Raw genomic sequence first — 21,340 nt, 5'->3', positions numbered from 1 at the left:
TCCTCCATCGTCGCGCGCCGATCCGGGTCACGGACCGGGGCATCGTCGCGCCGCGGCGTGGCTGCGATGTGATCCAAAGGACCACGTGTGTAACGTTTGGTGACAGCGGCCCGGCCGGGTCGCTCCGGCTCGGGGCCCGGGCCGCCGGCCAGCCGGTTCGGGGCGGACGGGGCGTCGCGGCGCCGGCCCGGTGCCAGCGGCGGAGCCGGCCGGCTCATGCCCGCCCCGCACCGCCCCGGGGTGCCGCCCGGGGCCGCACGGACCTATATGCAGGTTAATCCCACCGATCGAACCCTCCCCATGCCCGACGACACCGCGCCCCCGGCCGGGACGCCCCCGCCCGCACGCCCCGGCCTGATCGCAACCTACCGCCGCCTGTGGCCGCACCTGTGGCCGCACGGCCGGCCGGACCTGCAGCGGCGGGTCTTCATCGCCTTCGGGCTGCTCCTCGTCGCCAAGGTGGCGACGATGGTGACGCCCTTCACCTTCAAGTGGGCGACCGACGCCCTCGTGGCGGCGGTGGGCGGGCACGAGAACGGCGTGCCGGCGGGCCTCGTGGCCGCGCCGATGCTGCTCATCGGCCTCTACGGCCTGTCGCGGATCGCCATGGCGCTGCTGACGCAGGTCCGGGACGGGCTGTTCGCCAAGGTGGCGATGCACGCGGTGCGCCGCCTCGCCCTGCTGACCTTCACGCACATGCACGCCCTGTCCCTGCGCTTCCATCTGGAGCGCAAGACCGGAGGCCTCACCCGCGTGCTGGAGCGGGGGCGCTCGGGCATCGAGGACCTGTCGCGCCTGATGGTGCTGACCCTGGTGCCGACCATCGTCGAGTTCGCCCTGGTGCTCGGCATCCTCGCCTACGAGTTCGACTGGCTCTACGCGCTCACCGCGCTGCTCACCGTGGCGGCCTATCTCGGCTACACCTACAAGGCGACCGAGTGGCGGATCGCCATCCGCCGCCGGATGAATTCGTCCGACACCGACGCCAACACCAAGGCCGTCGATTCACTGCTCAACTACGAGACGGTGAAGTATTTCGGCGCGGAGGCGCGCGAGACCGCGCGCTACGACCTGTCGATGGCGAAATACGAGAAGGCCTCGACGCAGACCTACGTGTCGCTGGCCGTGCTCAATGCCGGCCAGGCGGCGATCTTCACCGCGGGCATGACGGCGGTGATGTGGCTCGCCGCGCGGGACATCCTGGCCGGGCGCACGACGATCGGCGGCTTCGTGCTCGCCAACACCATGCTGGTGCAGCTCTCGATGCCCCTGAACTTCATGGGCATGATCTACCGGGAGATCAAACAGGCGCTCATCGACATCGACGACATGTTCCGCATCCTCGGGCAGAACCCCGAGATCGCCGACAGGCCGGGGGCGAAGCCCCTCGCCGTCCCAGGGGGCACGGTGCGGTTCGAGGACGTGCGCTTCGCCTACACGCCGGAGCGGCCGATCCTGCGCGGGGTCTCGTTCGAGGTGAAGCCCGGCCAGACGGTGGCCATCGTCGGCCCCTCGGGGGCGGGCAAGTCGACCCTGTCCCGCCTGCTGTTCCGGTTCTACGAGCCGCAATCCGGCCGGATCTCCATCGACGGGCAGGACATCGCCACGGTGACGCAGGAATCCCTGCGGGCGGCCATCGGCATGGTCCCCCAGGACACGGTGCTGTTCAACGACACGATCGGCTACAACATCCGCTACGGCCGGCCCGAGGCCAGCGAGGAGGAGCTGCGCGAGGCGGCGAGCCTCGCCCAGATCGACCGCTTCATCTCCGGCCTGCCGGAGGGCTACGAGACGCCGGTCGGCGAGCGCGGGCTGAAGCTCTCGGGGGGCGAGAAGCAGCGCGTGGCCATCGCCCGCACCATCCTGAAGGGCCCGCCGATCCTCGTCCTCGACGAGGCGACCTCGGCGCTCGACTCGTTCACGGAGGCCGAGATCCAGGACGCCCTGGACAGGGTGGCGCAGGGCCGCACGACGCTGGTCATCGCCCACCGGCTCTCGACGGTTGTCAATGCCGACGCGATCCTCGTCCTCGACCGGGGCGTCATCGCCGAGCGCGGCACCCATGGGGAGCTGCTCGACCGGGGCGGGATCTACGCCGCCCTCTGGGCCCGCCAGCGCGAGGCCGACGCCGCCCGGGAGGTGCTGGCCCGCGCCGCGGACGGGAGCGAGCTTCCCGCCGGGGCCCCCCTGCCGGAGCGGCGGAGCGAGGCGGTTCCGGCCGAGTGAGGGCGGGCGGGTCGCCGCCCGCCGTCCCGCCCGCGCCATCCGCGGAGGGAACACGCGAGCCGCGAGGGGTGTTCGAGCCGGCATGATGGCCTTGAGACTGCTCCCCCTCGTCGGCGTCGCCGCGATCCTGGCGACCGCCGGCCCCGCCACGGCCGAGGATGCGCCCGGCATCGCCTGGCCGGAGCCGGACGGGCGGGCCACGATCAGCCGGCCCTTCCAGGGCTCGGCCATCGTCGTGGGCATCTCCCGCCGCACCGCCGGGGCCATCGACAGCCTGACCTGGGGCGGCACGCAGTTCATCAACGCCCACGATCACGGCCGCGAATTGCAGTCGGCGGCCTCGTTCGACGGCTACGGCGAATGCCTCAACCCCACCGAGGCCGGCGGCAATGCCGATGCGGCGGGCCCCCGGAGCACCACCCTGCTCACCGGCCTCACGCTCGGCCCCGGCTCGCTGGAGACCCGGGCGCAGATGGCCTACTGGATGCGCCCGGGGGAGAAGGCGGGCTCCTGCCCGAAGGGCGCGGGGCCCTATGCCTCGTCCCGATCGGACGACGTGCTGACGAAGCGCGTCACCCTCGGCGCCGGGGGCGTCGCCAACGCCATCGCCTACCGGGCCACCTTCACCACCGCGCAGCCCCACGCGATGGCCACCTTCGAAGCGCTGACGGCCTACATGCCGCCGGACTTCTCGAAGTTCTGGAGCTTCGATCCGGCCAGCGGTGCCCTGGCGCCCCTCTCGCAGGTCGCGGGGGAGCAGACCCGCCCGGTGATCCTGGCGACGCCGGACGGATCGCGGGCGATGGGCGTCTACAGCCCCGACCTGCCGCAGAAGGGCTCTGACGGCGGCTACGGTCGCTTCGATTTCTCGACCCTGGCCGGCGCCGGCAACGCGACGGTGAAGTGGAACTGCGTCTTCCGCACCGGCCCCATCCCGGCGGGCGACCACGCCTATACCTGCTACACCCTGGTCGGCACCCTGGACGACGTCACGCACGGCATGGCGGCCCTCCGCACCGCCCTGACCGGGCAGGGCGCGCAACAGGCGCCGCACGTGGTCGCCCCCGCGCCGGAGGCGGCCCACGCCGCGGGCACGCCCCTCTATGTCGGCATGGCGACGGGCTGCAATGCCGGGATCGTCACGGTCGATCCCGGCTTTCGGCACTGCGCCACCGCGCCGGTCGGGGTGGCGCTCAGCGCCCGGACGTCCCCGGCCGAGGTCGCCCTCTATGCGGGGGCCGCACGGGGCCCCGCCGCCGACATCGTGACCACGAACCCGCATCACCTCGGCGGCGCCACCCGGCCCATCGGCTTCCTCGCGCCGGCCGGCGCACCGGGCACGCCGCTCTTCGTGGGGACCAAGCCCGGCTGCAACGCGGGGGTGGTGTCCACCAACCCGGCGCATCTGGGATGCCCCGGCACGCCGGTGGGGGCGGCGCCGTAGGAGGTTTTCCTCCCACATCACCGGAAAGGCCCGCGGGCGGGATTAACTCGGCGCGCGAAGCGATATACCCCTGACAGGCACGGCCCACGAAGAAGGCCGGCTGGACGAACACCTGTCCCCGGGGAGAAGTTTCGTGATCAGACATCTGCTGGCGGCCTGCGTCGCCGCCGTGGCGCTCGCCGCCCCGGCCCGCGCCGAGGACGTGGTGCGCCTCGGCAACCTCAAGTTCGCCCATTACGGCGCCATCTCCTACATGAAGGAGATCGCCCCGAAATTCGGCCTCAAGATCGACGAGCGCCAGTTCGCCAAGGGCGCGGACATCTACCCCGCCATGGCGGTGGACCAGATCGACATCGCCGCCTCCGGCGGCGACGGGGCGGTGGCCGCCCGCGGCAACGGGGTGAAGCTCCTGGTGGTGGCCGGCTTCGCCGACGGCGGGGTGCGCATCCTCAAGCGGCCGGACCTGCCGGCCAAGTCCGCCGCCGACCTCAAGGGCCTGAAGGTCGCCACCGTCCGCGGCGGCACCCAGGACCTGATGCTGCTCGCCGAACTCGACAAGCACGGGATGACCTGGTCCGAGCGGCCCGGGAAGGACGTGCAGCTGACCTACTTCAACAACTACGCCGACCTGAACCAGGCGCTGGCGCAGAAATACGTCGACGTGATCTGCCAGTCCGAGCCGCAATCGACGCAGGCGATCAGCGCCGGCTGGGGCGTCGAGCTGGTGAAGCCCTACGACACGCCCATCGGCAAGCCGGTGCGCCCCCTGGTGATGACCGAGAAGATGTACGCCGAGCGCCCGGAGGTGGCCGCCAAGGTGCTGAAGGTGTTCGTGGCCGCCACGAAGGCGTTCATCGACGATCCGGCGCTGGCGGAGAAATACGTCCGCGAGCAGGTGTTCAAGGGCCAGCTGTCCAGCCAGGATTTTCGCGATGGCATGGCCAACGCCAGCTACACCTACGCCATGCCCGCCGGGCACATGCAGACCACCACCGACACCATGATGAAGTACGGCCTGGGGAAGATGCAGAACCCGCCGAAATCCGACGCCGAGTGGGTGAAGCTCGACCTTCTGGACAAGGCCAAGGCCGACCTGAAGGTCGAGTGAGCCGATGACGCTCTCGTCCTTCCGCGGCGTCCTGGTCCCGCTGGGGCTGCTCCTCCTCTGGGAGGTCCTGAGCCGCACCGGCGCGGTCTCCCCCGTGGTGCTGCCCCCGCCCTCGGCGGTGGCGGTGAAGTGGTGGGCGGGCCTCCAGCCCGCCTTGCCCTACGATCCGGGGCAGGAGAGCTACCTCTCCTGGCTGTTCTCCGGCGAGATGCCGCACGATGCGGTCTCCAGCCTCGGGCGGGTGCTGGCGGGCTTCGCGCTGGGCGCCGGGCTCGCCGTGCCGATCGGCCTGATGCTCGGCACCAGCGATGGGCTCTACAGCCTGTTCAACCCGCTGTTGCAGGTGCTGCGGCCGATCCCGCCCATCGCCTATATCCCGCTCGCCATCGTCTGGTTCGGGCTCGGCAACCCGCCGGCCCTGTTCCTGATCGCCCTCGGCACGTTCTTCCCGGTGCTGGTGAACACCATCGCCGGGGTGCGGCAGGTGGATTCGATCTACATCCGCGCCGCCCGCAACCTCGGGGCCGGACGCTGGACGATGTTCCGCCGGGTGATCCTGCCGGCGGCGAGCCCGTTCGTGCTCGCCGGGATGCGGATCGGCATCGGCACGGCCTTCATCGTGGTGATCGTCGCCGAGATGATCGCGGTGTCGGACGGGCTCGGCTACCGCATCCTCGAGGCGCGGGAATACATGTGGTCCGACAAGATCATCGGCGGGATGCTGACCATCGGCATCCTGGGCCTGATCATCGACGGCGCCATGAGCCGCCTGAACGACCACCTGCTGCGCTGGCACCGCGGCCTGGAGCGCTGATCGCGATGTCCGCAGAGATCGTCGTCACGAATGCCGTCAAGGTGTTCGGCAGCGGAGCCGCGGGGGTGCCCGCCCTGCAGGACATCACCGCCACCGTGCCGGAGGGGCAGTTCCTGTGCCTGCTCGGCCCCTCGGGCTGCGGCAAGTCCACCCTGCTCAACGCCATGGCGGGGTTCACCCCGCTGAGCGCGGGGACCATCAGCGTCGGCGGCAGGCCGGTGCGGGAGCCGGGGCCGGACCGGGGCATGGTGTTCCAGGAATACGCCCTGTTCCCGTGGATGAGCGTCGAGGACAACATCCGCTTCGGCCTCGACGTGAAGGGCGTGCCGAAGGCGCAGGCCGAGGCGACGGTGGCGCGGATCACCGACAAGCTCGGCCTCGCCGACTTCCGCACCCGCTACCCGAAGGACCTCTCCGGCGGGATGCGCCAGCGGGTGGCCATCGCCCGCATCCTCGCCCTCGACCCGCCCGTCATGCTGATGGACGAGCCCTTCGGCGCCCTCGACGCGCTGACCCGGCGAACCCTGCAGGACGAGCTGCTGCGGATCTGGGCCGAGGACCGCAAGACCATCGTCTTCGTCACCCACTCCATCGAGGAGGCGATCTACCTCGCCGACCGCATCCTGGTGATGACTTACCGCCCCGGCCGCATCAAACGCGACGTCACGGTCCCGATGCCCCGCCCGCGCGATCCGGCGAGCGCCGAATTCAACGCGATCAAGCGCGAGCTCGGCCAACTGGTCATGGAGGAGCAGGCTCGCTTCACCGATGCGGAGTTGCACGCCCCGGCGGTGGATTGAGGGGAAGGCCCCGGCCTCACCCCCGCACCTTCACCCCCAGCAGCGCCTCGAACGGCAGCACCATCGCGCCCTTGTCGCGGTCGCCGTGGCCCTGGCGCAGCGCCGTCTGGTAGGTCGCGGTGGCCGCCGCCGTGACGGGGAGGGGGAAGCCGTGCTCGGCGGCGACGTGGGCGGCGCTGACGAGGTCCTTGTAGGCCTTGCCGAGGGGGTAGCCCTCGTCGAACTCGCCCTTGAGGATGCGGGGCACGAAGTACTGCGAGGCGTAGCTGCGGCTGGTGCCGGTGGTGACGACCTGCCCGAGCTTCGCCGGATCGAGCCCCATCGCCACCGCCATGGGCAGCACCTCGGCCAGCGCCGCGATGTGGATGTCGTAGAGCACGTTGTTGACCGTCTTGGTGAGCTGGCCCGCCCCCGTCGGTCCCATGTGCAGGACCGTGGCGCCGAACCGGTCGAGGAGCGGGCGCACGACCGCGAACACCTCCCCGTCGCCGCCGCACATCACGGTGAGCGTCCCGGCCTCGGCGCCGGCCGGCGCTCCGGAGATCGGCGCGTCGAGGAAGCGCCGCCCGCCCGACTCCAGGGTTCGGCCGATGCGCAAGGCGTCGGCATGGGTCGTCGTGCTGAGATCGACCACGATGGCGTCCGGCGCGAGGCGCGCGGCGCCCCCCTCCGGTCCGAACAGCACCGCCTCGACCACGTCCCCGTCGGGCAGGCAGAGGAACAGCACCTGCGCCCCGTCGAGCCCAGCCCGGTCGGTGGTGGCGACGAGGCCCGGCCCGGCGAGCCCGGCGAGCCGCGCGGGGTCGGCATCCACCGCCGTGACGGTCTGCCCCGGGTCGCGCTTGGCCGCGAGGTGCCGGGCGATCGGCGCGCCCATCGCGCCGAGGCCGAGGAATGCGATGTCAGTGGTCATGGGGCGCCTGCTTGGAGCGGGAATCGCTTCTGTCCGACCCCGCCCCGTGCATAATGCCGCCATGACCGAGCTTCTGGAACGAGCCATCGCGCGCGTCCGCGCGCTCCCCGACGACATGCAGGACGATTTCGCCCGCGTGCTGCTTCAGCTCGCGGGCGATGACGAGGCCGGGGCCGTGTATCGGCTGACGCCGGAGGAGGAGGCGGACCTCGCCCCCTCCCTCGCTCAAGCGGCACGCGGGGAGTTTGCCACGGACGAGCAAGTCCAGGCGGTCTGGGCGAAATACGGGCGGTGAAGCTTCGCTTTACTCCGGATGCCCTGACCGAGATCGACGCGATCCTGGCCGGCATCGCGGACATATCCCCCTCGGGCGCCGCCAATGTCCGAAACCGGTTGGACGCGGTGCTCGACCGTTTGGCGGATCAGCCGCGCTGCGGCACGCTGACGAGTTCGCCACGGCTGCGCCGCATCGTCGTCAGACCTTACTCGTATCTGCTGTTCTACCAGATCGCGGAGGACGCGGTCGTCGTCATCGCCCTGCGCCATGCGGCCCGCGATCCGGTCTCGATGCCCGATGCCGCGCCACGCCCGCCCCCCGAAAGTTGACGCCGGCCCGGCGGACTGCCATCCGCCCGGCAGAGATCCGCTTCCCCCGAGCCCCCACAGCATGACCGACCTCATCGAGACGATCCGGCGGACGCTGGTGCCGATCCACAAGGAGGGGTACCCCTTCATCCTGATCGGCATCGTCCTCACGGTGCTCGCCGGCTACTTTTCCCAGTTCTTCGGCTGGATCTTCCTGATCCTGACGCTGTGGGTCTGCTACTTCTTCCGCGATCCCGAGCGGGTCGTGCCGGTGGGCGACGGGCTGGTGGTGTCGCCGGCCGACGGGCGGGTGAACCTCATCGCCACCGTCCTGCCCCCGCCCGAGCTCGACCTGCCGCAGGTGCCGACGCTGCGCGTCTCGGTGTTCATGAACGTGTTCGACTGCCACGTGAACCGGATGCCGGTGGCGGGGCGGATCGGGCAGATCCACTACACGCCGGGCCTGTTCCTCAACGCCGAACTCGACAAGGCCAGCGACGACAACGAGCGCAACGGGCTCGTGGTCGAGACGACGCATGGCGGCGCGGCCAAGCGCATCGGCGTGGTGCAGATCGCCGGCCTGGTGGCCCGGCGGATCGTCGGCTTCGTCTCGGCCGGCGACACCCTCGCGGCCGGCGACCGGTTCGGGCTAATCCGGTTCGGCTCCCGGGTCGATGTCTACCTGCCGGCCGGGGCCAGCGTGCTCGTCGGCCTCGGGCAGAAGGCGGTGGCGGGCGAGACCGTGCTGGCCGACCTCGGCGGCGGCCCCGCGCGCAGCTTCCGCCGGATCTGAGGGGTGCCTGCCGTGGACGATCTGTTCCCGCCCTTCGCGCCGGACCCGAACGAGCCGCGCCCGCGCCGGTTCAAGCCGGTGCCGTTCCGGATGATCGCCCCCAACATGATCACCCTGATGGCACTCTGCCTCGGGCTGACGGCGATCCGGCTGGCCTTCGAAGGCAAGTTCGAGCCCGCCGTCATCTCCGTGGTGGCGGCCGGGGTGCTCGACGGGATCGACGGGCGCGTGGCGCGGCTGCTGAAGGGCACCTCCCGCTTCGGCGCGGAGCTCGATTCCCTGGCCGACTTCGTCAACTTCGGCTGCGCCCCGGCGCTGATCCTCTACGGCTTCGTGCTGTTCCACCTGAAGTCGCTGGGCTGGATCATCGCCCTGATCTTCGCCATCGCCATGGGCCTGCGCCTCGCCCGGTTCAACGCGATGCTGGACGACCCCTCCCGGCCCGAATGGAAGAAGGACTTCTTCGTCGGCATGCCGGCCCCGGCCGGGGCGCTGACGGCGATGCTGCCGCTCTACCTGCACTTCCTGGGTCTTACCTTCGATGCCTGGGCCGCGCCGGCGGTGCTGGTCTACGTGCTGTGCATCGCCCTCCTCGTCGTCTCCACGGTGCCGACCTTCTCCGGCAAGACCATGGGCAAGCGCGTGCCCCGGGGCCTCGTGCTGCCGATCTTCCTTTTGGGCGTGGCGGCCTTCGGCATCCTCATCAGCTACCCGTTCGAGGCGCTGGTGGCGGTGAGCGCCACCTACCTCGTCACCATCCCCGTGGGCGCCGCCCAGTACCGTCGCCGTCACAAGGCCGCGCAGGCCACGGGCGACGACAGGGCCGTATCCGCAACCGACGGTGGATAGCGGCGCCGCCCCGGTTCCCCCCGGCATGGCGCTTGCGGCACGCTCGCAGCGAGGACGGCAAGGGGGAATCGGGTGCTCGAGGAATTCAAGAAATTCGCCCTGCGGGGCAACGTGGTCGATCTCGCGGTCGGCGTGATCATCGGCGCGGCCTTCGGGGCGATCGTCACCTCGGCGGTGCAGGACCTGTTCATGCCGGCGATCGGCGCGGTGACCGGCGGGCTCGATTTCTCGAACTACTACCTGCCCCTGTCCTCCAAGGTGCAGACCGGGCTCGCCTATGCCGAGGCCAAGAAGCAGGGGGCGGTGCTGGGCTACGGCCAGTTCATCACCGTCTCGCTGAACTTCATGATCGTCGCGTTCGTGCTGTTCCTCGTCATCCGGGCGATGAACCGCCTGCAGATTGCCGAGGAGAAGAAGCCCGAACCCGTCGCCGAGCTGCCGGCCGACGTGAAGCTCCTGGGCGAGATCCGCGACATCCTCGCGGCCAAGCCGAAGGTCTGACCGCACGGCCCTCGGCGCGGGCGAAGGGGCTCAGCCCTCCTTCGCCTCGCCGGGCTTCACCCCGAAGGCGTCGAGGATGCGGTCGAGGGCCTCTTCCACGGCCTCGGTGCCTTCCTCGTGGGTCTTGAGGCGGGTCTCCAGGCGCCGGAGCTGAGGCTCGAAGGTCTCGGGCACCGGGGGCTCGTCGCCCAGGAAGCGCGGCGCCTCCACGGCGGGCAGCGCTCCGCGCAGCTGCTGGCCCAGATGGTCCCGCACCGGCTCGGGCAGGACCGGACCGCCATCGGTCGGGTTGTCGGCCATTGTCGTCCCCCAATGAGAAGGGGCCCCGGAGCCCTTCGACTCCGGGGCCCCGGGGCACCCTCGGGATGCCCGTGAGACTTAGTCGATCACCTCGACGATGCGGTGGCCGCGGTCCACCAGCACCGGACGGTCGTTGACGACGGTGTAGCGGTAGCCCGGCTGCACCCGGTACTCGCTCGGCACGTCGTAGTAGGTCACGCCCGAACCCGGCAGGGTGGTGCCGACGGCCACGCGGCCATCGTAATCGTACGAGCGGACGTTGCGCTCGCGGACGTAGCTGCGGAAGCGCGGGGCCATGTCGACGCCCAGGATGCCGCCCACGGTGCCCGTGGCCGCGCCGATCGCGCCGCCGACGATGCCACCGATCGGGCCGGCGGCATCGGAGCCGGCAGCCGCGCCACGCTCGGCGCCCGGGATGGTGCCCTGCGCCTGGGCGGCGAGCGGCAGCGAGAGGGCGAGGGCCGAGGAGGCCAGAAGGATCTTGACGTTCATACGGATGCTCCGTTTCCGTGTCGTTCCGCCGCATGGTCGCAGCGAAGCTCGGGCAAACAACGCCCCATCCCCGGAATCGGATGCATCGATTTTTGGCGCGCCGAATCATGGTTTCCAAAGGACGAGTCCTCTGGTGCCCTCGCAGGGCGAAGCCCAGGGGGCCGGCGCGGGGCGCCGCCCTCCGGGCCCCCGGATTCAGGCGTCCGGCATCGCCGACTGGATGAACCGGTCGGAGCCGAGGTCTTCCTCATCGTAGCCCAGCAGCTCGGCGAGGCGGCCGCGGGCGCGGCTGACGCGGCTCTTCACCGTGCCGACCTTGCACCCCATGATCGTGGCGGCCTCCTCGTAGGAGACGCCCTCGGCGCCCACCAGCACCAGGGCCTCGCGCTGGTCCGGCGGCAGCTTGGCCAGGGCCGACTGAAGGTCCTCCACGTCGAGCCGGTCGCCCTGATGCGGGGCGGTGGCGAGGCGGGCGGCGTAGGAGCCGTCCTGGTCCTCGACCTCGCGGACCCGCTTGCGGTGATCGGAGTAGAAGATGTTGCGCAGGATCGTGAACAGCCACGCGTTCAGGTTCGTGCCCGGCTGGAACCGGGCGCGGTGCTGCCACCCCTTGAGCAGGGTGTCCTGCACGAGGTCGTCCGACCGGGCCGGGTTCGAGGTCAGCGACAGGGCGAAGGCGCGCAGGCTCGGCACCGCCGCCAGGAGCCCGTCCCGGAATTCGGGCTCGATCGCCTCGCCCCGGGCGCGGAGCGCCGCCTCGAGCTTGTCGATCAGCTCGGCGAAGCGGACCGGCATCGAGTCCTCGCTGAGCCGGTCATAGGCAGTGCGCAGGTGCTCGCCGAGATGCGTCCGGATCGAGGACGACAGGTTCGGGCGGTCGTTCGAGGAACCCTCCTGCGCGTGCAGGACGGCGGAGTCGTCGCGGGTCATGCTCGTCGCACTCGTCAGCTTGTCATGACTCGACCGCCGGTCCAGAGCGGTCGAGCGGCGCGGTTGAGGGCCGGTGAGAGCGTGAACGACCGACCTTTGCGCACCTGGTTGCCCCGGTTGTAGCGCATCGGGCCGGCGCATGCACCCTCGCTCAGGTCGCAGTCGCGGAAGCGTGGCCTCCCGTCAACACCCGAACCTCGCCCTCGCGCAGGGTGAGCATGTCGCCGCGCTCGACCACGGTCCAGCTTTCGTCGCGGGTCAGGGCCTGGGTGGCGACGACGGTGACCACGTCCCGGTCGGTGGTCTCCCGGGCGAAGTCGATGGTCCAGTCCTCGTCGATCAGCGTCGCCTTGCCGAAGGGCGAGCGGCGGGTGAGGTAGCAGAGGCGCTTGCCGCAATGGGCGTAGAGGGTCCGGCTGTCGGACATCAGCATGTTGAAGACGCCGAGCCCGTGCAATTGGGCGCAGAGGTCGGCCACCGCCCTGTCCAGGGTGGCGGGCCGGGGCAGGGTGCGAAAGCGCGCCTGGAGCCGGCCGAGCATCCAGCAGAAGGCGTGCTCGCTGTCGGTGGTGCCGATGGGGGTGAAGGCGCCGAGCGCCCAGCGCTTCACGCCCTTGAGCTGGCCGTTATGGGCGAAGGTCCAGCGCCGGCCCCAGAGCTCCCGGGAGAACGGGTGGGTGTTCTCCAGGCTGACGCGCCCGCGGTTCGCCCGGCGGACATGGCCGAGGACGATGCAGCTCTTGATCGGCATGTCCCGGAGCAGCCGGGCGAGCTGCGAGCGGGAGCTGGGCTCGGGCTCGTGGAAGCTGCGGGTGGTGCGCCCCTCGTAGAAGCTGATTCCCCAGCCGTCCGCGTGCGGACCGGTTTCGCCGCCCCGGCGGGCGAGGCCGGCGAAGGAGAAGCGGATGTCGGTCGGCACGTTGGCGCTCATGCCGAGCAGTTCGCACATCGGACAGGGCTTGGTTGCGGAGGGAGGTTCGCCGTGTAAGCGCCGCGGCCGGCGCGAACAACACAATTCAGCGGGCGAGGAAATCGGTCAGGGTCATGCCGATCAGGATGCAGACCCAGAAGAAGCCGAGGCAGGCGAACAGGCGGATCAGCGGCGGCTCCTTCCGCACCTCCATGGAGACGAGGAGGATGATCGCCACCATCAGGCCGACCACGGCGAGTTCCACGGCCCAGACATGGGCGAAGGGCAGGGTGGCCCCCAGGGTCACGTTGACGGCGAGCAGCCCGAGCAGGGCCAGGAAGGTCAGGACGGGGGTGCGCAGGCGCCGCCTCAGCAGGGCGCGGTCGTCGGGGCTGAGGGAGGCGAGGGGGTTCACCGTCGATGCTCCGATGCGTCCGGCCCGCCCGATGCCGCCGACAGGATGGCCAGCGCCTCCCGGGCGACCTCGGCGGCGGCGTGATCCGCGCCGACGGCGATGGATGCGAGATCTTCCAGGGCCCGGCGATGCGCCGCGGGATCGGCGGAGGCCACCCGGCCGGCGTCGAGCAGGTTGAGCGCCTCGGAGCGTCCCTCGAAGGAGCCGTGCCGGACGATGTTGACGAGGCTCTCGAAGGGCAGGCGGCCCCCGAGTTCGTCGAGGGCGAAGAGGAGGGTTCCGGACTGGGGCGCCACGTCGGGCCGGCCGAGGACCGCTCCGATCCACTCGCTCCCCTCGCGACCGCCGAGATCCGCCAGAGCCAGGGCGGCGGCATTGCGCAGGCGGAAGGACAATGTGGTGGCGAGGACCCGGGCGATCTCCTCCACCGAGGGCGGGGCCGCGGCGTCCCGGACGTCGCGCAGGAGAGCGATCATCCGATCCTCGTCGGAGGACGCGAAACTGCCCCCGTCGTACTGCGCCGTCGCCATGCTCATGACCTTACACGATTCCTGCCCGATGTGACCCACGCCCCGTACTCGGCCCGGGCCTGCTCCGTGGAGTCGAGATCCCGCCCTCCGGCCTCGTCCTTGCCCACCCGGTGCCACCAGCGGCGAAACGCATCGAAGTCGTCCTCCGCCTCGAGCCCGAACCAACGGTCGCGCTGGCTCTGGCCGCCCCCCCGGAAGCGGCCTCCCGGCTTCTTCGACATCCCCCGAATCGCCCCCGTTACCGGTTGACGACATACAAGATCGGGAAAGCCAGGATCCAGACGAGGTCGATGAAGTGCCAGTAGAGGCCGTAGACCTCGATCCAGTTCTGGTGCCGGGAGAGGAAGCCGGCCTTGGCCGCCATCCAGGTCATGCCCAGCAGCAGGGCGATGCCGGTGAGCAGGTGCACCGCGTGCAGGACCGTCGCCACGTAGTAGAGGTTCACGAACAGCCGCGCGGCCGGGGTCTCGGCCAGGGCGAAGGGCCGGCCCGAGAGGAACGGCATCATGTGCTCCTCGTAGTCGGCGTAGTATTCGTAGCCCTTGAGAACGAGGAACAGGCTGCCGAGCGCCGCCGTGGCGAGCATGGCCCGCACCATCGCCCGCTGCCATCCCATCCGCGAGAACGCGATCGCCATGGACATGGTGAGGCTGGAGCAGATCAGCACCACGGTGTTGGTGGCGCCGATCCAGAACTTGAGGTGGCGGGCCGCCGCCACCGTCGCCTCGGGATGCGTGATGCGGGTGATCAGCGCCACGAGGAACAGCGCCGAGAACAGCAGCAGCTCGGTGATCAGCCACGCCCAGATGCCGAGGGTGGTCGCCTCGCGCTGCTGCGCCACCGTCTCGAAATGGTGGACGCGGGCGACGCCCACGCCCTCGGCAAGCCCCTCGCTCATCGGTGCTGGTCCGAGCTTTCCTGGGCCTGGATCGGGTAGTCGTAGGGGACGCGCGGCACCTCGGGCGGGCTCACGAAATTGAGGGTCGGCGGCGGGGACGAGGTCTCCCATTCGAGGCCCTTCGCGTCCCAGGGGTTGGCGGCCGCCTTCCGGCCGAACCACAGGGAGTAGACGAGGTAGAGCATCGGGAAGATGTAGCCCGCCGCCAGGATCGTCGCCCCGGCCGAGGACAGCACGTTGAGCAGCTGGAATTCCGGCGGATAGGTCGCGTAGCGCCGGGGCATCCCGAGATAGCCCAGGATGAATTGCGGGAAGAAGGTCACGTTGAAGCCGAGGAAGATGAGCACGGCCGAGACCCGCCCCCACGGCTCGCTGTACATCCGCCCCGTGAACTTCGGCCACCAGAAGTGCAGCCCGCCGAGGAAGGCGAGCACCGTGCCGCCGACCATGATGTAGTGGAAGTGGGCCACGACGAAGTAGGTGGCGTGGACATGCTGGTTGATGGCGAGCGTCGCGAGGTAGAGCCCCGTCAGCCCGCCCAGCACGAACAGGCCGATATAGCCCATGGCGTAGAGCATCGGCGTGTCGAGGCGCAGGCTGCCCTTATGGATCGTCGCGGTCCAGTTGTAGACCTTCACCGCCGAGGGCACCGCCACGGCGAAGGAGAGCGACGAGAACACGAGGCTCGCCAGGTCGCTCTGGCCGTTCACGAACATGTGGTGGCCCCACACGAAGAACGTCACCGAGGCGAGCCCGATCGAGGCGTAGGCGACGAAGCGGTAGCCGAACAGCTTCTTGCGGGCGAAGGCCGGGACGATCTCGGAGATCACCCCCATCCCCGGCAGCACCATGATGTACACGGCCGGGTGCGAGTAGAACCAGAACAGGTGCTGGAACAGCACCGGGTCTCCGCCATAGGCGGGGTCGAACACGCCCACGTGGAAGCCGCGCTCGGCGATGAGCAGGATCAGCGCCGTGGTGATCACCGGCGTGGCCAGCAGGAAGATCAGGCTGGTGGCGTAGTGCGTCCAGACGAAGATCGGCAGCTTGAACCACGTCATGCCGGGGGCGCGCATGGTGTGGATCGTCACGACGAAGTTCAGCCCCGTGAGGATCGAGGAGAAGCCGACGATGGTCACGCCGATCAAGGCCGGCAGCACCCAGGTGTTCGAGAAGGCGGTGGAGAGGGGGGCGTAGAAGGTCCAGCCGGTGTCGACGCCGCCGAGCACCACCGAGGCCAGGGTGAACAGCGCCCCGGTCATGAACACGTACCAGCTCGTCAGGTTGAGCTTGGGGAAGGCGAGATCCTTGGCCCCGATCATCAGCGGGATCAGGAAGTTGCCGAAGGTCGCCGGGATCGAGGGGATCAGGAAGAACCACACCATCACGACGCCGTGGATGGTGAAGGCCTTGTTGTAGGTGTCGTTGGCCATGATCGCGCCGTTGGGCACGACCAGCGCCAGCCGCACCACGCCCGCCGCCAGCGCCCCGATCACGAAGAAGCCGGTGATGGAGATGAGGTAGAGGATCGCGATGCGCTTGTGGTCCGTGGTCAGGAACCACGAGCGCAGGGTCGATTCGGCGTGGAGGTAATCGGGCTTGCGCCCGAGCGTGGCCTCTGGGGCGTGCGGCTCCCGGCCCGCCGCGCCCTCGATGGTGCCCGATGCGCTCATCGTGTCGCCTCTGCGGATTGGCCGGGCCCGGGATAGGCCTTGATGAAGTCGATGAGCCGGCCGAGCTCGTCCTCCGGGATCAGCCCGGCGAAGCTCGGCATCACCTGCTTGCCCCCGCCGGCGAGCCTGTCGCCGTTGGGGTTCAGGATCTTCTGGCGCAGCCACCCGTTGTCGGCCACGACGGTGCGGCCGTCGGCGAGCCTCACCCGGCTGCCGTAGAGGCCGGCGAGGCCCGGAGCCCCCACCGGCGAACCGGGCTCGTGGCAGGCGGCGCAGCCATAGGCCTGGTAGAGGGCGCGGCCGGCGGCGACCTTGCCCTGCTCCGCCCCGGCATGGACCAGCCAGTCCTGGTAGTCGCCGGGGTTCATGAAGGTCACCTTGCCGCCCATCACCGAATGGTCGGTGCCGCAATATTCGGAGCAATAGAGGTGGAAGGTGCCGACCTTGTCGGCCTTGAACCACATCTCGGTGTAGCGGTCCGGCAGGGCGGCGACCTGCATCCGCACGGCGGGCAGGTAGAGGGCGTGGATCACGTCCTGGCTGATGATGTGCATCTTGATCGGCTGGCCGATCGGCAGGTGCAGGTCGTTGATCTCGGCCTGGCCGGTGGGATGCTGGAACTTCCACATCCATTGCCGGCCCACCGCCTCGATCACCATCGAGTCGGGGGGCGGGTTCCTCGAGTCCACGAACAGCCGCGCCCCCCAGGCGAAGAACACCAGGGTGAGCAGGAACGGGACGAGCATCCAGCTGATCTCGATGAGGTTCGACCGGATGCCCGAGGGCTCCCGGTTCGCGTCCGACCCCTCCCGGTAGCGCAGGGCGAACCACGTGATCGCCAGGAAGACCGGCACGGTCAGGACGAGGGTGAGGACCGTGAAGGCGAGGATCAGCTGGTCGGTCTCGACGGCGGTGGCCGAGGCGGCCACCGGCCAGAGCTGGAGGGCGGGATGGTCGGGGGTCATCGCGGGGCGCCTCCGTCCAGGGAGCGCCCGACGACGAGCTCCATCGCCCGGTCGATGGGGACGCGGGCGCGGTCATGGGCCGGATTGAGGTAGCCGTAGCCGTCGAGGGCCGCGCGGGCGCCGTCGCGCTGCCGGGCGAGGTCCTCGTAGGGATCCGGCTGGAGGTTCGGCGGCGGCGGGACGAGGCGGGCCGTCTGCTGCGGCGTCAGGCCGGGCAGGGCGGCCCGCTGGCGCGCGGCGAAGAGGTTCATCAGGAGCACCATGCCGCCGACCACCGCCACGGCCGAGAGGGCGAGGCCGCCCATGACGAGGGCGGTGTTGCGCACGTTCACGTCGCGGGTCTCGTGGCCCGGACCCTTCGGCTCCCCGGAGTCCGCGCCGCCGCCGCGCGTCCCGCCCCGGCGGGGCACGAGGCCGCTGGCGCGCAGGGCCAGGGCCGCCAGCATGGCCGGCACGAGCCCGGCGGAGGACCGCCCGCCGCTCATCGGGTGCGCTCCGGGAGGCGCCGCGGACGGGGCCGCGACGGGGCGTGGCGGGTGAGACGGCCCGCCACGAGGGGATGCAGCAGGGCGGCGAGGCAGGCCACGGCCAGGGCGGCGAGGGCGTCGGACCAGCGGAGGGCGAAACGGTCCCGCAGGGCCGGGGTGACGAGCCAGAACATCTCCAGGGCATGGACGAGGACGGCGGCGCCCGCCAGCGCCCGGGTGATCTCGCGGCCGGGGCGCAGGGTCGCAAGCCCGGCCAAGCCCGCCACGAGGCCGGCGACGATCGCCAGCGCCCGGCCGGTCCAGCCGCCGCGGGCGGCATACCACGCCACCTCCGGCGGCAGGTTGGCCGACCAGACGATCAGCGCCTGGAGGAAGTGCATGTAGGCCCAGAGGCCGAGCAGCACGACGAGGGGGATGAGCCGCCCCCGCCCCGGCACGGCCCGGCCGCGGCCGATGGGCTCCGGCTCCTCGAAGGCGAGGAGGATCGCGGCGGCGAAGGCGAGGCCGCTCCACGCGGTCATCAGCAGCAGGCCGAGGATCGCCGAATCGAGGCGGGGGTCGAGGGCGGCCACCACGTCGATGGCGAACAGGGTGCCGACCACCGCATGCAGGGCCACCGCCGGCACGGTGCGGCCCTCGCCGGGCTCGTCGAAGGGCCGGGCGAAGCGCCAGCACAGCCACGTCCAGACGGCGAGGTAGGCGACGCACCGGGCCAGGAAGAACGGCTGCGTGAACCACCATGCCGCCATCGGCGTGCGCGGCGCTTGGCCGACCCACGGGTAGAGCAGCGGGCCCGCCGCCAGGACCGGCAGGCCGATCAGGGCGGCGGCGGGCATCAGCGTCATCAGGCGGCGCAGGGCGGAGAGCATCTCGATGCCGCCGCGCTCGCGAACCTTCCGGCCGAACCGCTCGGCCACCACGGTGATCGGCAGGGCGCCCACCGGCAGCGCCAGCAGGACCAGCCACGCCGCGAGGCAGGAGCCCGCCGCCCCGCGCATCCCGGCCGAGAGGACCGCCAGGGCGAGGGCACCGGCGCCGAGGAGGGCGAGGAGGGGCAGCCTCATCGGGCCGATTCCAGCTTGGCCCTGTCGGCCTCGGACAGGGAGGCGACCGGCACGTCCCGGCTGGCCTGGAGGGCGCGGACATAGGCGACGATGGCCCAGCGATCCGCCGGGGGGATCATCTGCGCCATGCCGAACATGCTGCGGTAGCCGTCGGAGATCGCGTCGTAGATCTGCCGCGCCCCCGCCTCCCGGAGGCGGTCCGAGGTGAGGTTCCCGGCATGGGCGAACCCCCGGGCCACGATCATGCCCGCGCCCTGTCCGTCCTGGCCGTGGCAGGGGGTGCAGAACACGGCGTAGCGCTCCCTTCCCTGGGCGACGAGGTCGGCGGTGATGGTCGCGGGCTGGGGCACCGGGCGGGCGGGGTCGCGCCGGGGGACGGTGCCGGCGACCGGGTGGCGCATGGTCGTCTCCTTGGGAAAGAACGGGTTCTTGTCCCAGGTCCGGGCCTTGGCCTGCTCGTCCATGTTCGCCTCGCCGCAGGCACAGAGCGGCAGGAGCATCAGGAGGGCGGGGAGGAAGGGGGGCCGGATCATCGCGGGATCCTCGCCGTGGCGAGGGGCCGTCCGCCCCCGGGGGGCAGCCCGGCGAGGCGGCGCTCCACCCGGGCGAGGTCTGTGCCGTCCTCCGGCAGCTCCGCGGCCAGGAAGAACCGGTCGTCGGAGGCCCGCAGGAACCCGGGGATGTTGAAGGCCGGGTGGTTCAGGCGCGGCAGGCGGTTCAGCCACAGCAGGGCGGCGTGCACGGCGAGGCACCCGGTGAGCATCGCGAAGGACACGCTCGGCACCACGAAGGAGGGCCAGGAGAAGCGCGGCCGCCCGCCGATCAGGAACACGTAGTCGTAGGCGGTGGCGTAGATGCACATGCCGTAGAAGGCGGCCCCGCCGCCCAGGGCCCCGGCCAGGGCGTAGGGCAGGATCGAGCGGCCCTCGAGGCCGAGGGCCCGCAGGGTGCGGGGCATCGGCACCGGCCCGTAGCCGTCCAGCCGGACCCGCCCCCGCAGGGGTGACAGGGCCTGGAGGGCGGCGGCGAGCTCCGCCTCGGTGGGGAAGGTGGCGGCCACGCCCCAGAGCGGCGCCTCCCGCTCGGCCTCGTCCTTCCGGCGGGGCGCCGCCGACTCGCCGGACGATCCGGCGGGGACGAGGCGCCGGATCGCGGTGATCGAGACCGGCGGCAGGTAGCGCACGAACAGCAGGACGAGGGTCAGGAACAGGCCGACGGACCCGACGAAGGTGGCGACACCCCACAGGTCCACGGAATAGGGCAGGCGGGACGAGGGCAGGAAATCCTGGGTGAGGGTGACGACGAGGATCATCATGTGGTCGGCATAGGCCCCCACGGCGACGAGGAGCCCCGCGGCGGCCAGGGCCAGGGGCGAGCGCCGCGCCCGCCCCGACCAGAACAGCTGCGGCGGCAGGACGAGGCCCAGCACCGCCATCCAGAAGGCGAGGGCGTGCCCCCCCTCCATCCGGCGGACCAGCACGGCCCGCCCGCCGGAATCGCCGTTGAGGAGGGTGTCGAAGAACTCGGCGCCGTAACAATAGGCGCTGGCGCAGCCGAGGCAGAGCATCAACCGGGCCAGCGCGTCGAGGTGGCGGTCGGTGACGAGCCCGTCGAGGGCGTAGACGCCCCGCACCAGCACCACGAGGGCCGCCGTGACGCCGACGCCGGAGAGCACCGCGTGGATCAGGAAGCTCACCGGCATCAGGGTGCCGTGCCAGCCCGGCATGACCGAGCCGGCCAGCATCACCGAGGCGCCGGTCTGCACGGAGACGACGAGGAGGACGCCGAGCAGGGCGACGATCCGGTAGGCCTGCCCCCAGATCTGCCAGTGGGCGGCCGAGCCCCGCCAGCCCGATGACGCGACCCCGTAGGCCTGCGCCCGGAACTGGGCGATCCGGCGGGTCGGCGCCACCGCCTCGGTCTGCCGGGCCGCCTCCGCATGGGCCCGGTCGCGCAGGCAGGCGAGATCGGGCAGGAGGCCGATATACCAGAGGCTCAGGGTCACCACGAGGAACGACACGATGTCGATGGCGTCCCACAGGAGCGGCGAGCGGAACTGCGGCCAGAGCCCGAAGGTGTTGGGGTAGGGCAGGTTCCAGTAGAAGAACCACGGCCGCCCGAGGTGGATGATCGGGTAGAGCCCGGCCGCGGCGGTGGCGAGCAGGGCCACGGTCTCGGCGATGCGGTTGACCGGCCCGCGCCACTCCGCGCCGAGCAGCAGCAGGATGCCGGAGACCAGAAGGCTGCCGCAGGCCACGCCGATCCACCAGTCGTAGCTGGCGATGTCCAGCGCCCAGACGACGGCGTTGTTGTTGTCCCAGATCCCGACGCCTTCGTAGAGCAGGTAGGCGAGGGTGAAGGCGAACAGCCCGAGCAGCGCCGTCGCCCCGGCGAAGGCGATCCACCAGCGGCGGCCGGCCGGGTGGGTGAGGGCGATGGCGCTGACGGCCTCGCCGACGGAGCGCATGTCCTCGCGGGGGCGGATCGCGGGGGCGGCCTCGCGGATCATGCCTCTAGCCTCCCGCCCGCCGGGGGCCGAGCGGCCGTCATGGACACGTCTCCCACCCTGTCCCTCATCCTGAGGTGCCGGAGCGCAGCGGAGGCCTCAGGATGAGGTCGAGACCGAAAGAGGGGCGGCGTTG

Annotated in this window: 25 protein-coding genes; 10 read left to right on the top strand and 15 right to left on the bottom strand. The window is 71.1% G+C overall.

Features of this window, described 5'->3' with window-relative positions:
- Positions 1–300 precede the first annotated feature (300 nt).
- The 5 genes from MKK53_RS11800 (at position 301) to MKK53_RS11780 (ending at position 6,392) form a co-directional block, all read left to right on the top strand.
- Complete coding sequence (locus tag MKK53_RS11800) at positions 301–2,226, top strand: ABCB family ABC transporter ATP-binding protein/permease (RefSeq protein WP_243928886.1); 1,926 nt, start codon at positions 301–303, stop codon at positions 2,224–2,226.
- A gap of 82 nt (positions 2,227–2,308) precedes the next feature.
- Positions 2,309–3,670 carry a hypothetical protein gene (locus MKK53_RS11795; RefSeq protein WP_243928885.1) on the top strand — a complete coding sequence of 454 codons (1,362 nt, stop codon included), beginning with the start codon at positions 2,309–2,311 and terminating at the stop codon, positions 3,668–3,670.
- Positions 3,671–3,806: 136 nt separating this feature from the next.
- Entirely contained in the window at positions 3,807–4,778 is a 972-nt protein-coding gene (locus MKK53_RS11790; protein WP_409564317.1) for an ABC transporter substrate-binding protein, read from the top strand.
- 4 nt (positions 4,779–4,782) lie between these two features.
- The gene (locus MKK53_RS11785; protein ID WP_243928883.1) at positions 4,783–5,592 is read left to right on the top strand and encodes an ABC transporter permease; all 810 of its coding nucleotides are present in this window, start codon (positions 4,783–4,785) and stop codon (positions 5,590–5,592) included.
- Positions 5,593–5,597: 5 nt separating this feature from the next.
- Positions 5,598–6,392, top strand: a complete 795-nt coding sequence (locus MKK53_RS11780; RefSeq protein ID WP_243928882.1) for an ABC transporter ATP-binding protein — start codon at positions 5,598–5,600, stop codon at positions 6,390–6,392.
- Positions 6,393–6,408: 16 nt separating this feature from the next.
- Here MKK53_RS11780 and MKK53_RS11775 read toward each other — a convergent pair whose 3' ends face one another.
- Complete coding sequence (locus MKK53_RS11775; RefSeq protein WP_243928881.1) at positions 6,409–7,305, bottom strand: NAD(P)-dependent oxidoreductase; 897 nt, start codon at positions 7,303–7,305, stop codon at positions 6,409–6,411.
- Between the two features lie 61 nt (positions 7,306–7,366).
- Between MKK53_RS11775 and MKK53_RS11770 the strand changes: the two genes are divergently transcribed.
- The 5 genes from MKK53_RS11770 (at position 7,367) to mscL (ending at position 10,033) form a co-directional block, all read left to right on the top strand.
- A complete protein-coding gene (locus MKK53_RS11770; protein ID WP_243928880.1) occupies positions 7,367–7,600 on the top strand; it encodes a hypothetical protein in 234 nt (77 codons plus the stop codon).
- On the top strand, positions 7,597–7,911 hold the full coding sequence (locus tag MKK53_RS11765; protein WP_243928879.1) for a type II toxin-antitoxin system RelE/ParE family toxin: 315 nt from the start codon (positions 7,597–7,599) through the stop codon (positions 7,909–7,911). The genes MKK53_RS11770 and MKK53_RS11765 overlap by 4 nt, the downstream gene beginning before the upstream one ends.
- 61 nt (positions 7,912–7,972) lie before the next feature.
- Positions 7,973–8,683 carry a phosphatidylserine decarboxylase gene (locus tag MKK53_RS11760; RefSeq protein WP_243928878.1) on the top strand — a complete coding sequence of 237 codons (711 nt, stop codon included), beginning with the start codon at positions 7,973–7,975 and terminating at the stop codon, positions 8,681–8,683.
- 12 nt (positions 8,684–8,695) lie between these two features.
- Positions 8,696–9,532 carry a CDP-alcohol phosphatidyltransferase family protein gene (locus MKK53_RS11755; RefSeq protein ID WP_243928877.1) on the top strand — a complete coding sequence of 279 codons (837 nt, stop codon included), beginning with the start codon at positions 8,696–8,698 and terminating at the stop codon, positions 9,530–9,532.
- 72 nt (positions 9,533–9,604) lie between these two features.
- Positions 9,605–10,033 carry a large conductance mechanosensitive channel protein MscL gene (mscL, locus tag MKK53_RS11750; RefSeq protein WP_243928876.1) on the top strand — a complete coding sequence of 143 codons (429 nt, stop codon included), beginning with the start codon at positions 9,605–9,607 and terminating at the stop codon, positions 10,031–10,033.
- Positions 10,034–10,063: 30 nt separating this feature from the next.
- On the opposite strand, the gene MKK53_RS11745 is transcribed toward mscL, so the two are convergent.
- The 14 genes from MKK53_RS11745 to MKK53_RS11680 all read right to left on the bottom strand — a co-directional run bounded on the left by MKK53_RS11745 (position 10,064) and on the right by MKK53_RS11680 (position 21,207).
- Entirely contained in the window at positions 10,064–10,333 is a 270-nt protein-coding gene (locus MKK53_RS11745) for a hypothetical protein (protein ID WP_243928875.1), read from the bottom strand.
- 78 nt (positions 10,334–10,411) lie between these two features.
- Positions 10,412–10,825 carry a DUF1236 domain-containing protein gene (locus MKK53_RS11740; protein ID WP_243928874.1) on the bottom strand — a complete coding sequence of 138 codons (414 nt, stop codon included), beginning with the start codon at positions 10,823–10,825 and terminating at the stop codon, positions 10,412–10,414.
- Between the two features lie 195 nt (positions 10,826–11,020).
- Positions 11,021–11,755: a NepR family anti-sigma factor gene (locus MKK53_RS11735; protein ID WP_243928873.1), complete on the bottom strand. Its 735-nt coding sequence runs from the start codon at positions 11,753–11,755 to the stop codon at positions 11,021–11,023.
- A 151-nt stretch (positions 11,756–11,906) separates the two neighbouring features.
- Positions 11,907–12,704 carry a class II glutamine amidotransferase gene (locus MKK53_RS11730; protein ID WP_243928872.1) on the bottom strand — a complete coding sequence of 266 codons (798 nt, stop codon included), beginning with the start codon at positions 12,702–12,704 and terminating at the stop codon, positions 11,907–11,909.
- Positions 12,705–12,771: 67 nt separating this feature from the next.
- Positions 12,772–13,080, bottom strand: a complete 309-nt coding sequence (locus MKK53_RS11725) for an oxidase (protein ID WP_243928871.1) — start codon at positions 13,078–13,080, stop codon at positions 12,772–12,774.
- Positions 13,077–13,616: a hypothetical protein gene (locus MKK53_RS11720; RefSeq protein WP_243928870.1), complete on the bottom strand. Its 540-nt coding sequence runs from the start codon at positions 13,614–13,616 to the stop codon at positions 13,077–13,079. Before MKK53_RS11720 ends, MKK53_RS11725 begins: the two co-directional genes overlap by 4 nt.
- A complete protein-coding gene (locus MKK53_RS11715) occupies positions 13,613–13,831 on the bottom strand; it encodes a hypothetical protein (RefSeq protein ID WP_243928869.1) in 219 nt (72 codons plus the stop codon). The genes MKK53_RS11720 and MKK53_RS11715 overlap by 4 nt, the downstream gene beginning before the upstream one ends.
- A gap of 17 nt (positions 13,832–13,848) precedes the next feature.
- On the bottom strand, positions 13,849–14,508 hold the full coding sequence (locus MKK53_RS11710; RefSeq protein ID WP_243928868.1) for a cytochrome c oxidase subunit 3: 660 nt from the start codon (positions 14,506–14,508) through the stop codon (positions 13,849–13,851).
- On the bottom strand, positions 14,505–16,181 hold the full coding sequence (locus tag MKK53_RS11705) for a cbb3-type cytochrome c oxidase subunit I (RefSeq protein WP_243928867.1): 1,677 nt from the start codon (positions 16,179–16,181) through the stop codon (positions 14,505–14,507). Before MKK53_RS11705 ends, MKK53_RS11710 begins: the two co-directional genes overlap by 4 nt.
- The gene (gene coxB / locus MKK53_RS11700) at positions 16,178–17,146 is read right to left on the bottom strand and encodes a cytochrome c oxidase subunit II (protein WP_243928866.1); all 969 of its coding nucleotides are present in this window, start codon (positions 17,144–17,146) and stop codon (positions 16,178–16,180) included. The genes MKK53_RS11705 and coxB overlap by 4 nt, the downstream gene beginning before the upstream one ends.
- Entirely contained in the window at positions 17,143–17,631 is a 489-nt protein-coding gene (locus MKK53_RS11695; protein WP_243928865.1) for a hypothetical protein, read from the bottom strand. Before MKK53_RS11695 ends, coxB begins: the two co-directional genes overlap by 4 nt.
- Positions 17,628–18,698: a hypothetical protein gene (locus tag MKK53_RS11690; protein WP_243928864.1), complete on the bottom strand. Its 1,071-nt coding sequence runs from the start codon at positions 18,696–18,698 to the stop codon at positions 17,628–17,630. Before MKK53_RS11690 ends, MKK53_RS11695 begins: the two co-directional genes overlap by 4 nt.
- Positions 18,695–19,231 (bottom strand): c-type cytochrome, encoded by a 537-nt coding sequence (locus MKK53_RS11685; protein ID WP_243928863.1) that lies wholly within the window; start codon positions 19,229–19,231, stop codon positions 18,695–18,697. Before MKK53_RS11685 ends, MKK53_RS11690 begins: the two co-directional genes overlap by 4 nt.
- A complete protein-coding gene (locus MKK53_RS11680; protein ID WP_243928862.1) occupies positions 19,228–21,207 on the bottom strand; it encodes a quinol:electron acceptor oxidoreductase subunit ActD in 1,980 nt (659 codons plus the stop codon). The genes MKK53_RS11685 and MKK53_RS11680 overlap by 4 nt, the downstream gene beginning before the upstream one ends.
- Positions 21,208–21,340 lie beyond the last annotated feature (133 nt).

Origin of the sequence: Methylobacterium sp. J-076 (genome assembly GCF_022829405.1) — a bacterium.
In the GTDB taxonomy this organism is placed as follows: domain Bacteria; phylum Pseudomonadota; class Alphaproteobacteria; order Rhizobiales; family Beijerinckiaceae; genus Methylobacterium.
Note: the sequence above shows the minus strand (reverse complement) of the source record. Positions and strands in the feature narration are given on the sequence as shown.